This is a genomic window from Plantactinospora sp. CNZ321 (assembly GCF_004217235.1).
The window spans coordinates 6,799,341-6,813,287 of record NZ_SHKQ01000001.1; the positions used below are offsets into that span (position 1 = coordinate 6,799,341).

Here is a 13,947-nt window from a genome sequence, read left to right on the forward strand (position 1 = left end):
ATCCCGGTCGGCCGCCCGGCCGTCTCCCATACCATCGGCCAATGACGGATACCGCGCGGAACCAGCGCACCGGTGTGCCCGAGCGGCCGAGCCTGGACGGGCTGGCCGAGAAGTGGGCCCAGCGGTGGCAGGAGGAGGGGACGTACGCCTTCGACCGGACGAAGAGCCGGTCGGACGTGTACTCGATCGACACTCCCCCGCCGACCGTATCCGGCGAACTGCACATGGGGCACGTCTTCTCGTACACCCACACCGACACGGTGGCCCGGTTCCAGCGGATGCGCGGCCGGACGGTCTTCTACCCGATGGGCTGGGACGACAACGGCCTGCCCACCGAGCGCCGGGTGCAGAACGTCTACGGGGTGAGCTGCGACCCGAGCCTGCCGTACGACCCGGACTGGCGGCCGCCGCGCCGGCCGGTCGACGAGGAGGCCCGGAAGAACCCGGTGGCGATCTCGCGGCGCAACTTCGTCGAGTTGTGCGCCTCGCTGACCGCCGAGGACGAGCAGGTCTACGAGGAACTGTGGCGCCGCCTCGGGCTGTCGGTGGACTGGTCGCTGACATACACCACGATCGGGCGGACGGCCCGGGCGACCGCGCAGCGGGCGTTCCTGCGGAACCTGGCCAGGGGTGAGGCGTACTCGGCCGAGGCGCCCGCGCTCTGGGACGTCGGCTTCGGCACGGCGGTGGCCCAGGCGGAGCTGGAGGACCGGGAGCGGCCGGGGGCGTACCACCGGATCCGGTTCGAGGTGGTGGCGTCCGGGCCGGGCAGTGCAGGTACCCCGATCGGCCCCGGCCCGGGCCGCGACGACCCGTACGTGCACGTCGAGACCACCCGCCCCGAGCTGCTGCCGGCCTGCGTGGCGCTGGTCTGCCACCCCGACGACGAGCGCTACGCCGACCTGGTCGGCGGCACGGTCCGCACCCCGCTGTTCGGGGTCGAGGTGAGCGTCTACGCCCACCCACTGGCGGATCCGGCCAAGGGCACCGGCCTGGTGATGACCTGCACCTTCGGTGATCTCGCCGACGTGACCTGGTGGCGGGAGCTGCGGCTGCCCGCCCGGGTGGTGATCGGTCGGGACGGCCGGCTGCTGCCCGAGCCACCCGCCGGCGTCGACCCGGCCGGGTACGCGGAACTCGCCGGGCTGAAGGTCAACGCGGCCCGGCGGCGGATCGCGGAGCTGCTGGCCGGCTCCGGCGACCTGGACGGCGAGCCGAGGCCGATCACCCACCCGGTGAAGTTCTACGAGAAGGGCGACAGCCCGCTGGAGATCATCTCGACTCGGCAGTGGTATCTGCGCAACGGCGGCCGGGACGCCGAACTGCGGGCCGCACTGCTCGACCGGGGTGACGAGCTGAACTGGGTGCCGGCGCACATGCGACACCGCTACCAGCACTGGGTGGGCGGGCTGACCGGTGACTGGCTGATCAGTCGGCAGCGCTACTTCGGGGTGCCGTTCCCGGTCTGGTACCGGCTCGACGACGCTGGCGAGCCGGACTACGCCCAGCCGCTGACGCCGGACGAGTCGGCGCTACCCGTCGACCCGACCTCCGACGTCCCGGCCGGCTACGCCGAGGTGCAGCGCGACCAGCCGGGCGGTTTCACAGCCGACCCGGACGTGATGGACACCTGGGCCACCTCGTCGCTGACCCCGCAGATCGTCGGCGGCTGGCTCGACGACCCCGACCTGTACTCCCGGGTCTTCCCGATGGACCTACGGCCACAGGGGCAGGAAATCATCCGTACCTGGTTGTTCGCGACCGTGGTCCGCTCGCACCTGGAGGCCGGGGTGCTGCCCTGGCGGGACGCGGTGCTCTCCGGCTGGATCCTCGACCCGGACCGCAAGAAGATGTCCAAGTCGAAGGGGAACGTGCAGACTCCGCTGGCGCTGCTGGCCGAGCACGGCCCGGACGCGGTCCGCTACTGGGCGGCGAACGGGCGGCCCGGCACCGACCTGGCGTTCGACCCGGGCCAGATCCGGATCGGCCGGCGGCTCGCCACCAAGCTGCTCAACGCCTCCCGATTCGCGCTCGGTCTCGGTGCCGGCGACGCCCTGCGGGCGCCGGCGACCGAGCCGCTGGACCGGTCGATGCTCGCCGGACTCTCCAGGGTGGTCGCCGGTGCCACCGCCGCCTTCGACCGGTACGACCACACCGAGGCGATGCAGGTCACCGAGGCGTTCTTCTGGCGGTTCTGCGACGACTACATCGAGTTGGTGAAGGAGCGGGCCTACGGGGAAGGGTCGGCTGCCGAGTCGGCCCGGGCCGCGCTCTCCGCCGCCCTCGGCACGCTGCTGCGGCTGTTCGCCCCGTTCCTGCCGTACGTCACCGAGGAGGTCTGGTCGTGGTGGCGGTACGGCTCGGTGCACCGCTCGCCGTGGCCGACGACGTACGAGCTGGCGCGGGTGGCCGCCGACGGCGACCCGGCCATGCTGGAGCTGGCCGGCGCGGCGCTGACCCAGGTGCGGCGGGCGAAGTCGGAGCGGAAGGTGTCGATGCGTACCGAGATCCCGCTGGCCGAGGCGCTCGGCCCGGCGGCGATGCTGGAACAGCTCGCCACCGTCGCCGGTGACCTGAGGGCGGCCGGCCGGATCGGCAGGCTCGACTTCCTCCCGGACCGCACCCCGGAACTCGTCATCGCCTGCGCCTTCTGACAGCGGCTGTAAGGAAGGGCCCCTTCCTGTCGCTTTCTGGTGTGGAAGGGGCCCTGCCTAACCCGTCGGGCGGGGCGGTCGCCGCAGCAGCTCGCGGCTGAGCAGGTCGGTCCACCAGCGCTCGACCCGGTCGGGCGACCAGCCGCGCCCGGCGGTCAGCTCGGTGTACGCGTCGATGCCGCAGATCACGCCGTAGATGTCGACGGCGGAGCGCGGGTCGACGCCGTCGGAGAACGTGCCGGCGGGCCACGAGGTGAAGAGGGCGAGCAACGCCTCCTCGCCGCGCCGGGGTCCTTCGCGGTAGGCGGCGGCCAGTTCCGGTTCGGTCCGGCCGCCCTCGCGGAGCAGCAGGATCACGTCTCCGGCCCGCTCGTACAGCCGCCGGTGGAAGGCGACCGAGACCGCGAGCTGGCCGGACGGGTCGGCGGCAGCCGCCAGGTCCGCCGCCAGCCGGTCGGGATCGGCGGCCAGGTCGGCGGCGTCCATCAGCGCGATGGCGAGGCCCGTCTTGTTGCCGTACGCCGAGTAGACCGTCGGGACCGAGACGCCGGCCTCGCGGGCCACGTCCCGGACGGTCGTCCGCGCCCATCCCCGGGCGAGGAAGAGCCGGCGGGCCGCCCCGGCGATCTGCCGGCGGGTCTCGTCGGCCTGCGCGGTCCGGACCAGCGAGTCGTAACGCCGCCGTTCCGGCACCGCCGCCATCTTGTTCTCCTTCTTGTCGCCGCTTATATTCAATATAAGCTCCGTAAAGTCAACTGAAGGCGGTTCCCATGCGTTTCGCCCGGCTGGCCGGATTCTCCGGCATCGGCTTCGTACTGCTGCTGCTCGGCGGGAACCTGGTGCTGCTCTCGGCCGGCTTTCCGAACCCCTCCGACGCGGTGGGGTTCGACGAGATAGCCACGGTCCACGCCGGAGAGTCGAACGCACTCCGTCTCACCTCCGCCCTGCTGCCCACGGCCTGGTTGCTGGCCACCATCTTCGCCGCTGGAGTCTTCGCCGCGCTGTGGCGCCACGACCGGGCGCGTAGCGAGGGCTGGGCAGTGGTCGGCCTCGCCGGCATCCTCATGCAGTGCGTCGCGTTCGCCGGCGTCGGAGCCACCCGGCTGGCCGTGGCCACGGCCGCGACCGATGATCCCGGCGCCGTCGCCGGGCTCGGTACCGTCGCCGGGCTATGGGGCCTGCACAACGCACTCTTCGGCTTCAACCAGATCTTCCTGGCGGCGGCCCTGCTGGGCCTCTCCGTCAGCGGCCGGCGGGCCGGCCTCGTCGACCGCTGGCATGCCGGCGTCGGGCTGGCCGGCGCAGCGCTGCTCTTCCTCGCCGCCACCACCAGCCCGTACGGCGCCGACGGGGTCAACCCGCTCGCGCTGTTCGGTCTGGTCGGCTGGCTGCTCTGGCTGCTCTGGATCGTGGCGTACAGCGTGCGGCTGCTCCGGGAAACCGACGAATTCGTTCCGTCGGCCACCACCCCGGGCGCGACCTGACCGGCTCCAGAGGGCCGGGACGGTCAGCCGGAACCGTCAGCCGGGGCGGTCGGGGGGCCCGCAGCAACCGGAGGCCGCGACGACCGAGTGCTGCGGCGACGGGGCCCGGAGAGCCGGAAACCAGGAAGGCCGGAGGGCCGGGCCGTCAGGGCTCCCCGCGCCAGCCGGCGGCGCTCAGTCCGGCCCTTACCTGCTCGGCTACCTCCGCAGGTCGGCTGCGGACCAACCACGCGGGAAAGCGCAGTATCCGGTCCCCGGCGATCCAGATGTCGTTCTGTCGACGCAGGTCGGCGGCCCAGTGCCGGACGTCCATGTGGTGCGCGCCGTCAATCTCGACGTGCAGCCGCCACCGCCGCCAGTACACGTCCAGGTAGCGGACCCGCCCGCCAGCGTCCACGCGACGCTGCTGTAGGTCGGGTGGCGGAATGCGGAACCGGCGACACAGCGCCACGAAGTCCAGTTCGGACAACGCGTGAGCGCCGCCCTCGATGTCGTCGAGAGTGCGCAGAATCAACCGTCGACGTCGTATCTTCGGCAACTCCACCACCACGCCCCGGATCTCGCCGGCCGTGGTACGGCGCTGCTGACAACCGGCCGCGAGGACGGTCCGTGCCTCGTCGTCCGAGCGTGCCCACCCCGCCGCGTCGGCTAGGGCCCGGGCTGCGCTGGTACGCGTTGGCCGGGCAACCTGTAGGTGTGAATCCGGCAGTATCGTGGTGCGCCGCACCAGGACGGCTGGCATGTCGAGGGGCAACCGGCGCAGGATGCCGGACACCTGCCGGTTGGCGGGGATGAGCACGTGCAGCGGCTCCTGCCGGAGTCCGCGTACGCCCGCCTCGGCCGCCGCGGTAGCACCGGCGAGTACGGCGTCGCTGCCCGCCGCGAGGACCGCGACCCACAACTGCTGGTCGCGGGTGAGCCGGCCGTTGCCGGTGAGCAGTACATTGCGGCATATCGCGCGCCACCGGCCGGATCGCACCAGGCCCCGAACCGTGGCCCTGCCGAGCGAATCCGTCGCCTGCCGGCTCGTCACCACACCGGCCTGCTCGAACACCAACCAGTCGAACTCGGCGCCGTCCTGATCGGGCAGCACCGACCGGTCCCACCGCCCCACCCCGCCAACCCCACCCACCCCGCGAGTCTCCGCACCCCACCCCCCGCCCCACAACCCCGGCCCACACGCTTGTGGACAACCGCGCGCAAGATTCTTGTTGTGCTGTGGCGCGTGGCTAACCGCAGCACAACAAGAATCTTGAGGGCCCATCGCGTGCGAAGCGCGTCAGGTGGGGGACGGGGTCCAGCCGGTGGCGGTGAAGCGGGTGGCGTCGGTGCCCTCGCCGGAGAAGAGCAGGCCGTTGGTGCCGACCACGAGCAGGCCGTCGACGTACACGCCACGGCCCTGTGCGCTGCCGTCGGTGGTGTAGCTCCAGCGCAGGTCGGTGGTGCCGGTGGGTAGTTCCGCGAACGCCTGCCACCAGCGCCGGCCGCCGTAGCCGGTGACCGAGCCCTCGGCGGTCCACCGCCCGGCCGGGCCGACCAGGGTCACGTCGACCGGTGCCCAGGTCTCGCCACCGTCGGCCGAGGTCTGGAAGTGCAGCACGTCGTAGCGCGGCTCGGTGTCGTACCAGAGTCGGAAGCTGGCCACCGACGCACGGCCGGCGGCGCGGCGCAGCGGCGCGGTGAGGGTGACGCTGCCGCCGTCGCGGTCGTCCGCGCGCCAGGCGGTGCCGCCCAGCGGCGACCGGACCGGGCTCGCGTACGCCAGGTCGCGGGCCAGGGCCCGCCGGGCCACGTTGTTGCTGCCCCAGTTCCGATCCGGGTGTACCCGGTTGGTCAGCAGGATCAGGAAGGTGTGTGACAGCGGGTCGACCACGATCGACGTACCGGTGAACCCGGTGTGCCCGAACGTGACCGGTGACGCGAGCCCGGACATGTACCAGTGCTTGTGCAGCTCGACCCCGAGCCCCCGGTCACTCTCCGGATAGCCGCTCTCCAGGTGTGCGTTGTAGTTCGCCAGCATGTCCCGCACGGTCGACTCGCGGAGGATCCGGGCGCCCCGGTACTCGCCGCCGTTCAGCAGCATCTGGCAGAAGATGGCCAGGTCGTTGGCGGTGGAGAAGAGTCCGGCGTGCCCGGCCACCCCGCCGAGTGCCCAGGCGTTCTCGTCGTGCACCTCGCCCCAGACCATGCCACGGTCCGCGTACGGCTGGTATTCGGTGGCCGCGATCCGGTGCCGTACCGCCGGTGCCGGGTTGTAGCCGGTGTCGACCATCCGCAGCGGCCCGGTCACCTCGGTGGCGACGAGTTCCTCCAGCGGGCGCCCGGTCACCCTCTCCACGAGTACGCCGAGCGCGATCAGCCCGAGGTCTGAGTAGACGTACTGGTTGCCGGGGCTGGCACCGGCGGCGAACGGGGTGGCCAGCGCGGCCGCCTCCCGTGCCTCCGGGGTCGGGTACCGGCTCCACAGTGGGGCGAACGCGGGCAGCCCACCGGTGTGGGTGAGCAGCATCCGTACGGTCACCGCCTCCTTGCCTCCGGCGGCGAACTCCGGCAGGTAGCGCACCACCGGCGCGTCCAGCTCGACGGTGCCGCGTTCGACCTGACGCAGAACCACCACGGTGGTGAAGAGCTTGGAAATCGAGGCGAGGTCGAAGATGGTGTCCTTGCGCATCGGGATCTGCTGGTCGGCCGGCAGTTCGACACCGACCCGCCCGGGTGCGGCCCCGACCTCGCTGTACTTCACCGCCGTGCCGACCGCCTCGTGCCGGACCACCACCCCGTCCTTGGCGGCCAGCAGCACCGCCCCGGCGTACGTCGGGAAGTTGGGGTGGTCCGGGGTCGGCGACAGGTACGCCTCGGCGTCGGTGCGCAGCCGGTCGACGTACTCGGGCAGCAGGCCGACTTCCTGCGGCCGACCGGTCCGCAGCGTACGCCGCTCGAACCGGACGTCGGCGGGGTCGACGGTCGGCGGTCCGTCCCGCCATCCCGCACCGTGCCATCCCCCGCCCCGCCCGCCCGTCAGCGCCTGACCCACCTCCGGTTCCGTCAGCGCCTGACCCGCCTCCGGGCCGGTCAGCAACTGACCGACGTTCGGGCCGGCGGTCGCCGGGTGTGGTACGGCCAGGGCCGTGACCAGGACGGCAGTGCCGAATCCGGCACCGAGCACGCTCGTGCTGATCCTCCGACGGCGCATCGCCACACCTCCGTGTCAGTCATCGACCGATCTCGTCAGGCACGACCAGAATGAAGGTTTCCTTCGCCCTTGGCAATAACAGGGAAGGTTCTTGCCCGATGCCGCCGAGCCAACTAATTTATAGAGTCGGATGTATCACCTGGAGGTGTGATGCGGAGCCGGCTACTGGCGTCAACCGTCACGATCGCGCTGCTCGCCGCCGGCGGCGCCAGCCCGCCCGCCCAGGCCGCATCCCCCGGCCAGACTGCCGCATCCCCCGGCCAGACTGCCGCATCCCCCGGCCAGACTGCCGGGCGATCCCCGGTGGACCGGCTGATCGGCCGGATGAGCCTGCCGGAGAAGGTCGGCCAGCTCTTCGCCACCTACGTCTACGGTGGCTCCGCCACCGCGCCGAGCGCGGCCGACGCCGCCGCCAACCGGCAGGCGTACGGAGTGGACACCGGTGCCGAGGTGGTGGCGAAGTACCACCTCGGCGGGGTCATCTACTTCACCTGGTCACACAACCTCGACTCGCCCCGGCAGATCGCCACGCTCTCCAACGGGCTCCAGGCGAGCGCCGCCGCCAGCGGCTCCAGGATTCCGCTGCTCATCTCCACCGACCAGGAGCACGGCATCGTGCAGCGGCTGCCGGCGCCGGCCACCCTCTTCCCCGGGAACATGGCGCTCGGCGCCGGACGCAGCCTGGTCGACGCGTACACCGCGGCCAGGATCACCGGGCGGGAACTGCGGGCGGTCGGCATCGGTCAGGCCTGGGCGCCGACGGCCGACGTCAACGTCAACCCGGCCAACCCGGTGATCGGGGTACGCTCCTTCGGCTCCGACCCGCTGCTGGTGGCCGGGATGACCGCCGCCCAGGTGGTCGGCTTCCAGTCCGGTGCCGGGGTCAGCGTGGCCGCAAAGCACTTCCCCGGGCACGGCGACACCCGGGACGACAGCCACACCGACCTGCCGGTGATCCACCACAGCCGGGCCGAGTGGCAACGGCTGGACGCACCGCCGTTCCGGGCCGCCGTCGCGGCCGGAGTCGACACGATCATGACGGCGCACATCGTCGTACCGTCGCTGGACGACTCCGGCGATCCGGCCACGCTATCCGCGCCGATCCTCACCGGGCTGCTCCGGGGCCAGCTCGGGTTCCGCGGCGTGGTGGTGACCGACTCGCTCGGCATGGCCGGAGTACGGCAGAAGTACGGCGACGACCGCGTCCCGGTACTCGCCCTCAAGGCCGGTGCCGACCTGCTGCTGATGCCCCCGAGCCTCGACCTGGCCGTGAACTCGGTACTGGCCGCCGTCGCCTCCGGCGAACTCACCGAGGCCCGGATCGACCAGTCGGTACGCCGGATCCTCACCCTCAAGCAGCGCCGGGGCGTACTCGACGGAGTGCCGTCGGTCGACCCGGCCGCCGCCGAGCGGGTGGTCGGGCAGCCCGCCCATCAGGCCGAACTGCGGAAGATCACCGACCGGACCGTGACCGTGGTACGCAACGACGCGAGGCTGCTGCCGCTGCCGAGGGCTGACCGGTCGGTGCTGGTCACCGGCTGGAACTCCGGCGCCTTCGACAACGTCGGCACCCTCGCCGCCGGGCTGGCCGCCCGGGGCAACCGGACCACCACACTGCCGACCGGGCTGCCCAACGACGCGAAGATCGCCGAGGCGGTGGCGGCGGCCCAGGCCAACGACCTGACGGTCGTGCTGACCCAGAAGTCCTTCGACACCACGGTCACCGACCCGAACGCCCGGCAGCAGAAGCTGGTGCACGCGCTCGCCGCCACCGGCCGGCCGGTGGTGGTCGTCGCGGTGCGGGACGCGTACGACGTCGGGCACTTCGACGACGTACCGACCCAGCTGGTCACGTTCGGCTACACGAAGGCGTCGATGGATGCGCTGACCCGGGTACTCGTCGGCGAGGTCGCGCCGCGCGGCAAGCTCCCGGTCAGCGTCCCGGACCCGGCCGACCCGACGACGCTCCGCTACCCGTACGGCCACGGCCTCACCTGGCGGCTCCGCCGCTAGCGGCACGGCGTACGACCTCAGGCGTACGGCCGGGACGTCGACGACCAGCCTTCCGGCGGTCGGCGGACGGTCCGGCCGCGCCTAGCGTCGGAGCCATGATTGAGGTACAGGCGCTGACCAAGCGCTACGGCGGCACCCTCGCCGTCGACGAACTGTCCTTCTCGGTCACACCCGGCCAGGTCACCGGGTTCCTCGGGCCGAACGGGGCCGGCAAGTCCACCACCATGCGAATGATCGTGGGGCTGGATCGGCCGACCGCCGGCACGGTGACGGTGGCCGGCCGCCCCTACCGCGACCACCCGGCGCCGCTTTGCCAGGTCGGTACACTCCTCGACGCGGCGGCGCATCGCGGGCGGAGTGCCCGCAGCCACCTGCTGGCGCTGGCCCAGACACACGGGATCGGCCGGCGACGCGTCGACGAGGTGCTGGAAACCGTCGGGCTGACCGCCGTGGCCGACCGCCGGGCCGGCGGCTTCTCCCTCGGGATGGGCCAGCGGCTCGGGATCGCCGCCGCACTGCTCGGTGACCCGGCGGTGGTGATCCTGGACGAGCCGGTCAACGGGCTCGACCCGGACGGGGTGCTCTGGTTACGCAACCTGCTCAAGGGGCTGGCCGCCGAGGGACGTACCGTGCTGGTCTCCAGCCACCTGATGAGCGAGATGGCGGTGACCGCCGAACACCTGGTGGTCATCGGCCGGGGGCGGCTGCTCGCCGACACCACGGTTGCGGAACTGATCGCCCGGGTCGCCGTCGGCAGCGTGCTGGTGCGTTCGCCGCACGCCACCGAGCTGGGGGACCTGCTCACCGCGCATGGTGCCGCGCTGAGCCCGGTCGGGCCGGGCGTGTTCCATGCCGCCGGGCTGGGCGTCGAACGGATCGGGGATCTGGCTCTGGCAGGCGGGCTCGCCATACACGAGTTGACGCCGCGACGGGCGTCGCTGGAGGAGGCGTACATGGAGTTGACCCGGGAGGCGGTGGAGTACCGGTGAGGATCACGTTCGCCCGGGTGGTCCGGTCGGAGTGGACGAAGCTCCACTCACTCCGCTCCACCTGGCTGACCCTGGGTACGGTACTGCTGCTCGCGGTGGGACTGGCCGGCGCGATCGGCTACGGCGTACGCCGCTCGGTGCAGTCCGGCGACCCGGCCCCGACCACGGCGGACGCGGTCGGGACGGCGTTCCTGCCGATGGACTTCCTGATGCTGGTGATCGGCATTCTCGGGGTACTCCAGATCACCGGCGAATACGGCAGTGGCACGATCCGGGCCACCCTGAGCGCCGTACCCCGGCGCTGGCCGGTGCTCGCCGCCAAGGCGGTCGCCCTGACCGGGGTGACCGTACCGGTGCTGACGGTCGGCTGCCTCGCCGCGTTCCTGGTCTGCCAGGCAGCGCTCGGACCGGACGGTGCCGGTCTCGGCGATTCCGGGGTGCCGGGTGCGATCGTCGGAGCGGCCGGATCTGCGGCCCTGATAGGGCTGCTCGGGCTCGGCATCGGTGCGATGCTGCGGCACACCGCCGGGGCGATCACCGCGCTGGTGGTGCTGCTGATGGTCGTACCGGCACTGCTCGGGCCGGTGCTGCCCGGCGAGCGGGAGGAGGCGGTGCTGAAATACGTACCGACCCTCGCCGGCCAGGCGATGTACGCCCTGGACGGTGCCGGCGGCCCGTTCGACACCCTGTCCCCCGGCCCCGCCGCCGCGGTGCTGGTCGGCTGGGCCGGTCTGCTGCTGCTCGGCGGGGTCGCCGTGCTGCGCCGCCGGGACGGATAGCTCCGGTGCCCGACACCGCGCCGGCTGGAGGGACGACCCCAGCGCCCGACACCGCGTCGGCTGACGGACCGGTGATTCCGGCGGTCGCGCGCCGGGCACGCAGCCTGCTCCGGCGGAATCCCCGGTGGGTCGACGCGGGTCTGGTCGTACTGATCGGGCTGGCCAGCGGCCCGGTGGCGCTGGCCGGCACCGGCGTCGCCGTCTGGCTGTGGTTCGTCGCCGTGCACGCCCCGCTGGTCTGGCGCCGACGGGCCCCGGTCCTGACCTGCTGGGCGGTGTACGGCCTGGCGATCGTATCGACGCTCTTCGTAGGCATCCGGGTCGACGGGATCCACCCGGAGCTTGTCGTCGCGGTGGCGATCTACACCGTCGCCCGGTACCGCCCACAGCGCCACGTCTGGCCGATCGTCGCGGCGACCGAAGGGCCGGCGATCATCCTCCTCCTGCCGGGCGAACCGAACTGGACCTCGTTCGGCTTCATCACCTTCGGCCTCGCCGCGACCGTGCTGCTCGGGGTGACGGTGCGCTTCCGACAGGCGTACCTGGCCGAGTTGGCGGAGCGGGCCCGCCGGCTGGAGCGGGAACGCGACCAGCGGGCCCGACTCGCCGTCGCCGCCGAACGGGCCCGGATCGCCCGGGACCTGCACGACATCGTGGCGCACAACCTCGCCGTGATGGTGGCGCTGGCCGACGGCGCCAGCTACGCCGCCGGCACCGCGCCGGAGCGGGCTGCCGAGACCATGGCCCAGGTGTCGGCGACCGGGCGGCAGGCGCTCGGCGAGATGCGCCGGCTGCTCGGCCTGCTCCGCGACGAGGCGGTCGGCCGGGCACCACAGCCGGGCCTCGACGACCTGGACACGCTGGTGGCACAGGTCCGCACCGCCGGGCTACGGGTCCGGCTGACCGTGCAGGACACACCGCTGATCAGCGGTCCGGGCGCCGGGCTCGCCGTCTACCGGATCGTCCAGGAGGCGCTCACCAACACCCTCAAGCATGCCGGCCCGGCCGCCGAGGTGCGGATCCGGCTCTACCTCCGGCCGGACGGCCTCCACCTGGAGATCCTCGACGACGGTGCCGGCCGTACCGCCGCACCGGCGTCGCCCGGTGGGCACGGGCTGGCTGGGATGATCGAGCGAGCCGCCGCGTACGGCGGCAAGGTCGAGGCCGGGCCCCGCCCCGACGGCCCCGGCTGGCGGGTACGGGCCCGGGTGCGGCTCGACGACGAGGAGACGGCGTGACGGCGTGGTCGAGGGTGGTCGAGAGTGGTCCCGGGGTGACCGGTCGGGATGGGGAGTTGGCGTGACCATCAGGGTCCTGCTCGTCGACGACCAGCCGCTGCTCCGGCTGGGCTTCCGGATGGTGCTGGAGAGCCAGCCCGACCTGGTGGTGGTCGGCGAGGCCGGTGACGGTGCGCAGGGCGTCTCGATGACCCGTACGCTCCGCCCGGACGTGGTGCTGATGGACGTCCGGATGCCGATCCTGGACGGCATCGAGGCGACCCGGCGGATCGTCGGGTCCGGCGAAGCGGCCCGGATCCTCGTGCTCACCACGTTCAACCTCGACGAGTACGTCTTCGCCGCGCTGCGGGCCGGGGCGAGCGGGTTCCTGCTCAAGGACGTACCCCCGCCGGACTTGCTCACCGGGATCCGCGCGGTGGCGGCCGGCGACGCGGTGGTGGCGCCGAACGTGACCCGGCGGCTGATCGACGCCTTCGCCTCGCACCTGCCGGACCCGTCGACCGGCCGGTCCCCGGTCGACGAGCGGCTGCACCGGTTGACCGACCGGGAACGGGAAGTACTTGCGGAGGTGGCCCGGGGCCGGTCCAACGCCGAGATCGCCGGGCTGCTCACCGTCTCCGAGGCGACCGTGAAGACCCATGTCGGCCGGATCCTCGGCAAGCTCGGCCTGCGGGACCGGGTCCAGGTAGTGGTCTTCGCATACGAGGCGGGCATCGTACGCCCGGGTGACCAGATGTGAGCAGTAGCCTCGGTCGACGGGTGTACAGTTGCCCGGCCCGCCGCGCCTGAACTGAGCGGGCTGTGGGCCGCGCGCTCAGAACTGGAACGGCCAGTCGCGCAGGAAGCGCAGCCCCAGCAGGAAGGCGATCACCGCCGGGCCGACGGCCAGGGTGACGGCCTGGGCCCGGTACCTGATCCGGTGCCGGAGCAGTTCCAGCCCGTTGGCCAGGATGATCACACTGCCGACCATCATGAAGGCGCCCCACCAGCCGGCCGAGCCGAAGTCCACTACGTCGTTGACCAGCAGCAGGAAGGTCACCCCGAGCGCGGCGGCGTTCAGCCCCAGCAGCGCGACGGTGCGGTGGAAGGCCCGGGGCAGCGGGTCCGGCGACCGCCACAGGTAGGTGCCGACGATGGCCAGCGCCGGCAGAGTGATCATGAACGGCCAGCCGCGTCCCATCACCCCGAGCATCAACATCGTGCCGACCGCGAAGACCAGTCCACCGACGCAGGCGAGCAGATATCCGACGAACGCGCGCCCGCCGCCACGGGTCAGCAGCGGCCCGCCGGAGGCGGCGATCAGGGCCCCGGGTACCAGCACGAAGCCGGCCCACCAGTGGAACCGGTCGATCGACTGCGCGGTCACGGTCACGGCCACGACCCCGAGCCCCGCCACGGCCAGGCTGGTCAGCCAGCGTCCGGCAATCACCAGCCGGCGCCTCCCCACGGTCTCCACGGTTTCCACGTCGACGCTCACAGTCGACGACTCTGCCAACCGACGCTGGCGAGGACCATCCCGTCAGCCCTACCATTCGCCGGGCAGCTAGCCCGACGGCCGGAACGACCGCCGGGACAACCGGAGCGTACCGCTAGAAAT

Annotated in this window: 11 protein-coding genes; 7 read left to right on the forward strand and 4 right to left on the reverse strand. The window is 72.4% G+C overall.

Features of this window, described 5'->3' with window-relative positions; translation table 11 throughout:
* Positions 1–41 precede the first annotated feature (41 nt).
* Positions 42–2,654, forward strand: a complete 2,613-nt coding sequence (valS, locus tag EV371_RS29460) for a valine--tRNA ligase (protein WP_130464921.1) — start codon at positions 42–44, stop codon at positions 2,652–2,654.
* Positions 2,655–2,711: 57 nt separating this feature from the next.
* Here valS and EV371_RS29465 read toward each other — a convergent pair whose 3' ends face one another.
* Positions 2,712–3,389 carry a TetR family transcriptional regulator gene (locus EV371_RS29465; protein WP_207230641.1) on the reverse strand — a complete coding sequence of 226 codons (678 nt, stop codon included), beginning with the start codon at positions 3,387–3,389 and terminating at the stop codon, positions 2,712–2,714.
* Between the two features lie 35 nt (positions 3,390–3,424).
* On the opposite strand from EV371_RS29465, the gene EV371_RS29470 reads away from it, so the two are divergent.
* On the forward strand, positions 3,425–4,138 hold the full coding sequence (locus EV371_RS29470; protein ID WP_130464922.1) for a hypothetical protein: 714 nt from the start codon (positions 3,425–3,427) through the stop codon (positions 4,136–4,138).
* 145 nt (positions 4,139–4,283) lie between these two features.
* Here the strand turns inward: EV371_RS29470 and EV371_RS29475 are convergent, their stop codons facing one another.
* Together EV371_RS29475 and EV371_RS29480 are read right to left on the reverse strand one after the other, a co-directional pair.
* Positions 4,284–5,270 carry an endonuclease domain-containing protein gene (locus EV371_RS29475; protein WP_486484839.1) on the reverse strand — a complete coding sequence of 329 codons (987 nt, stop codon included), beginning with the start codon at positions 5,268–5,270 and terminating at the stop codon, positions 4,284–4,286.
* A 147-nt stretch (positions 5,271–5,417) separates the two neighbouring features.
* On the reverse strand, positions 5,418–7,331 hold the full coding sequence (locus EV371_RS29480; protein WP_130464923.1) for a serine hydrolase: 1,914 nt from the start codon (positions 7,329–7,331) through the stop codon (positions 5,418–5,420).
* Positions 7,332–7,481: 150 nt separating this feature from the next.
* Between EV371_RS29480 and EV371_RS29485 the strand changes: the two genes are divergently transcribed.
* The 5 genes from EV371_RS29485 to EV371_RS29505 all read left to right on the forward strand — a co-directional run bounded on the left by EV371_RS29485 (position 7,482) and on the right by EV371_RS29505 (position 13,089).
* Positions 7,482–9,344 (forward strand): glycoside hydrolase family 3 N-terminal domain-containing protein, encoded by a 1,863-nt coding sequence (locus EV371_RS29485; RefSeq protein ID WP_130464924.1) that lies wholly within the window; start codon positions 7,482–7,484, stop codon positions 9,342–9,344.
* Between the two features lie 95 nt (positions 9,345–9,439).
* Positions 9,440–10,333 (forward strand): ATP-binding cassette domain-containing protein, encoded by an 894-nt coding sequence (locus EV371_RS29490; protein ID WP_130464925.1) that lies wholly within the window; start codon positions 9,440–9,442, stop codon positions 10,331–10,333.
* Entirely contained in the window at positions 10,330–11,112 is a 783-nt protein-coding gene (locus tag EV371_RS29495; protein ID WP_165436867.1) for an ABC transporter permease subunit, read from the forward strand. The genes EV371_RS29490 and EV371_RS29495 overlap by 4 nt, the downstream gene beginning before the upstream one ends.
* Positions 11,113–11,183: 71 nt before the next feature.
* Positions 11,184–12,350 carry a histidine kinase gene (locus tag EV371_RS33610; protein ID WP_165436868.1) on the forward strand — a complete coding sequence of 389 codons (1,167 nt, stop codon included), beginning with the start codon at positions 11,184–11,186 and terminating at the stop codon, positions 12,348–12,350.
* Positions 12,351–12,411: 61 nt separating this feature from the next.
* On the forward strand, positions 12,412–13,089 hold the full coding sequence (locus EV371_RS29505; RefSeq protein ID WP_130464927.1) for a response regulator: 678 nt from the start codon (positions 12,412–12,414) through the stop codon (positions 13,087–13,089).
* 75 nt (positions 13,090–13,164) lie between these two features.
* On the opposite strand, the gene EV371_RS29510 is transcribed toward EV371_RS29505, so the two are convergent.
* Positions 13,165–13,827, reverse strand: a complete 663-nt coding sequence (locus EV371_RS29510; protein WP_486484840.1) for a hypothetical protein — start codon at positions 13,825–13,827, stop codon at positions 13,165–13,167.
* Positions 13,828–13,947: the final 120 nt, after the last annotated feature.

Bases quoted from the DNA above. Each gene is read 5' to 3' on its own strand.
- valS (WP_130464921.1), top strand. From the start codon at position 42: ATGACGGATACCGCGCGGAACCAGCGCACCGGTGTGCCCGAGCGGCCG.
- EV371_RS29470 (WP_130464922.1), top strand. From the start codon at position 3,425: ATGCGTTTCGCCCGGCTGGCCGGATTCTCCGGCATCGGCTTCGTACTG.
- EV371_RS29480 (WP_130464923.1), bottom strand. From the start codon at position 7,331: ATGCGCCGTCGGAGGATCAGCACGAGCGTGCTCGGTGCCGGATTCGGC.
- EV371_RS29485 (WP_130464924.1), top strand. From the start codon at position 7,482: ATGCGGAGCCGGCTACTGGCGTCAACCGTCACGATCGCGCTGCTCGCC.
- EV371_RS29490 (WP_130464925.1), top strand. From the start codon at position 9,440: ATGATTGAGGTACAGGCGCTGACCAAGCGCTACGGCGGCACCCTCGCC.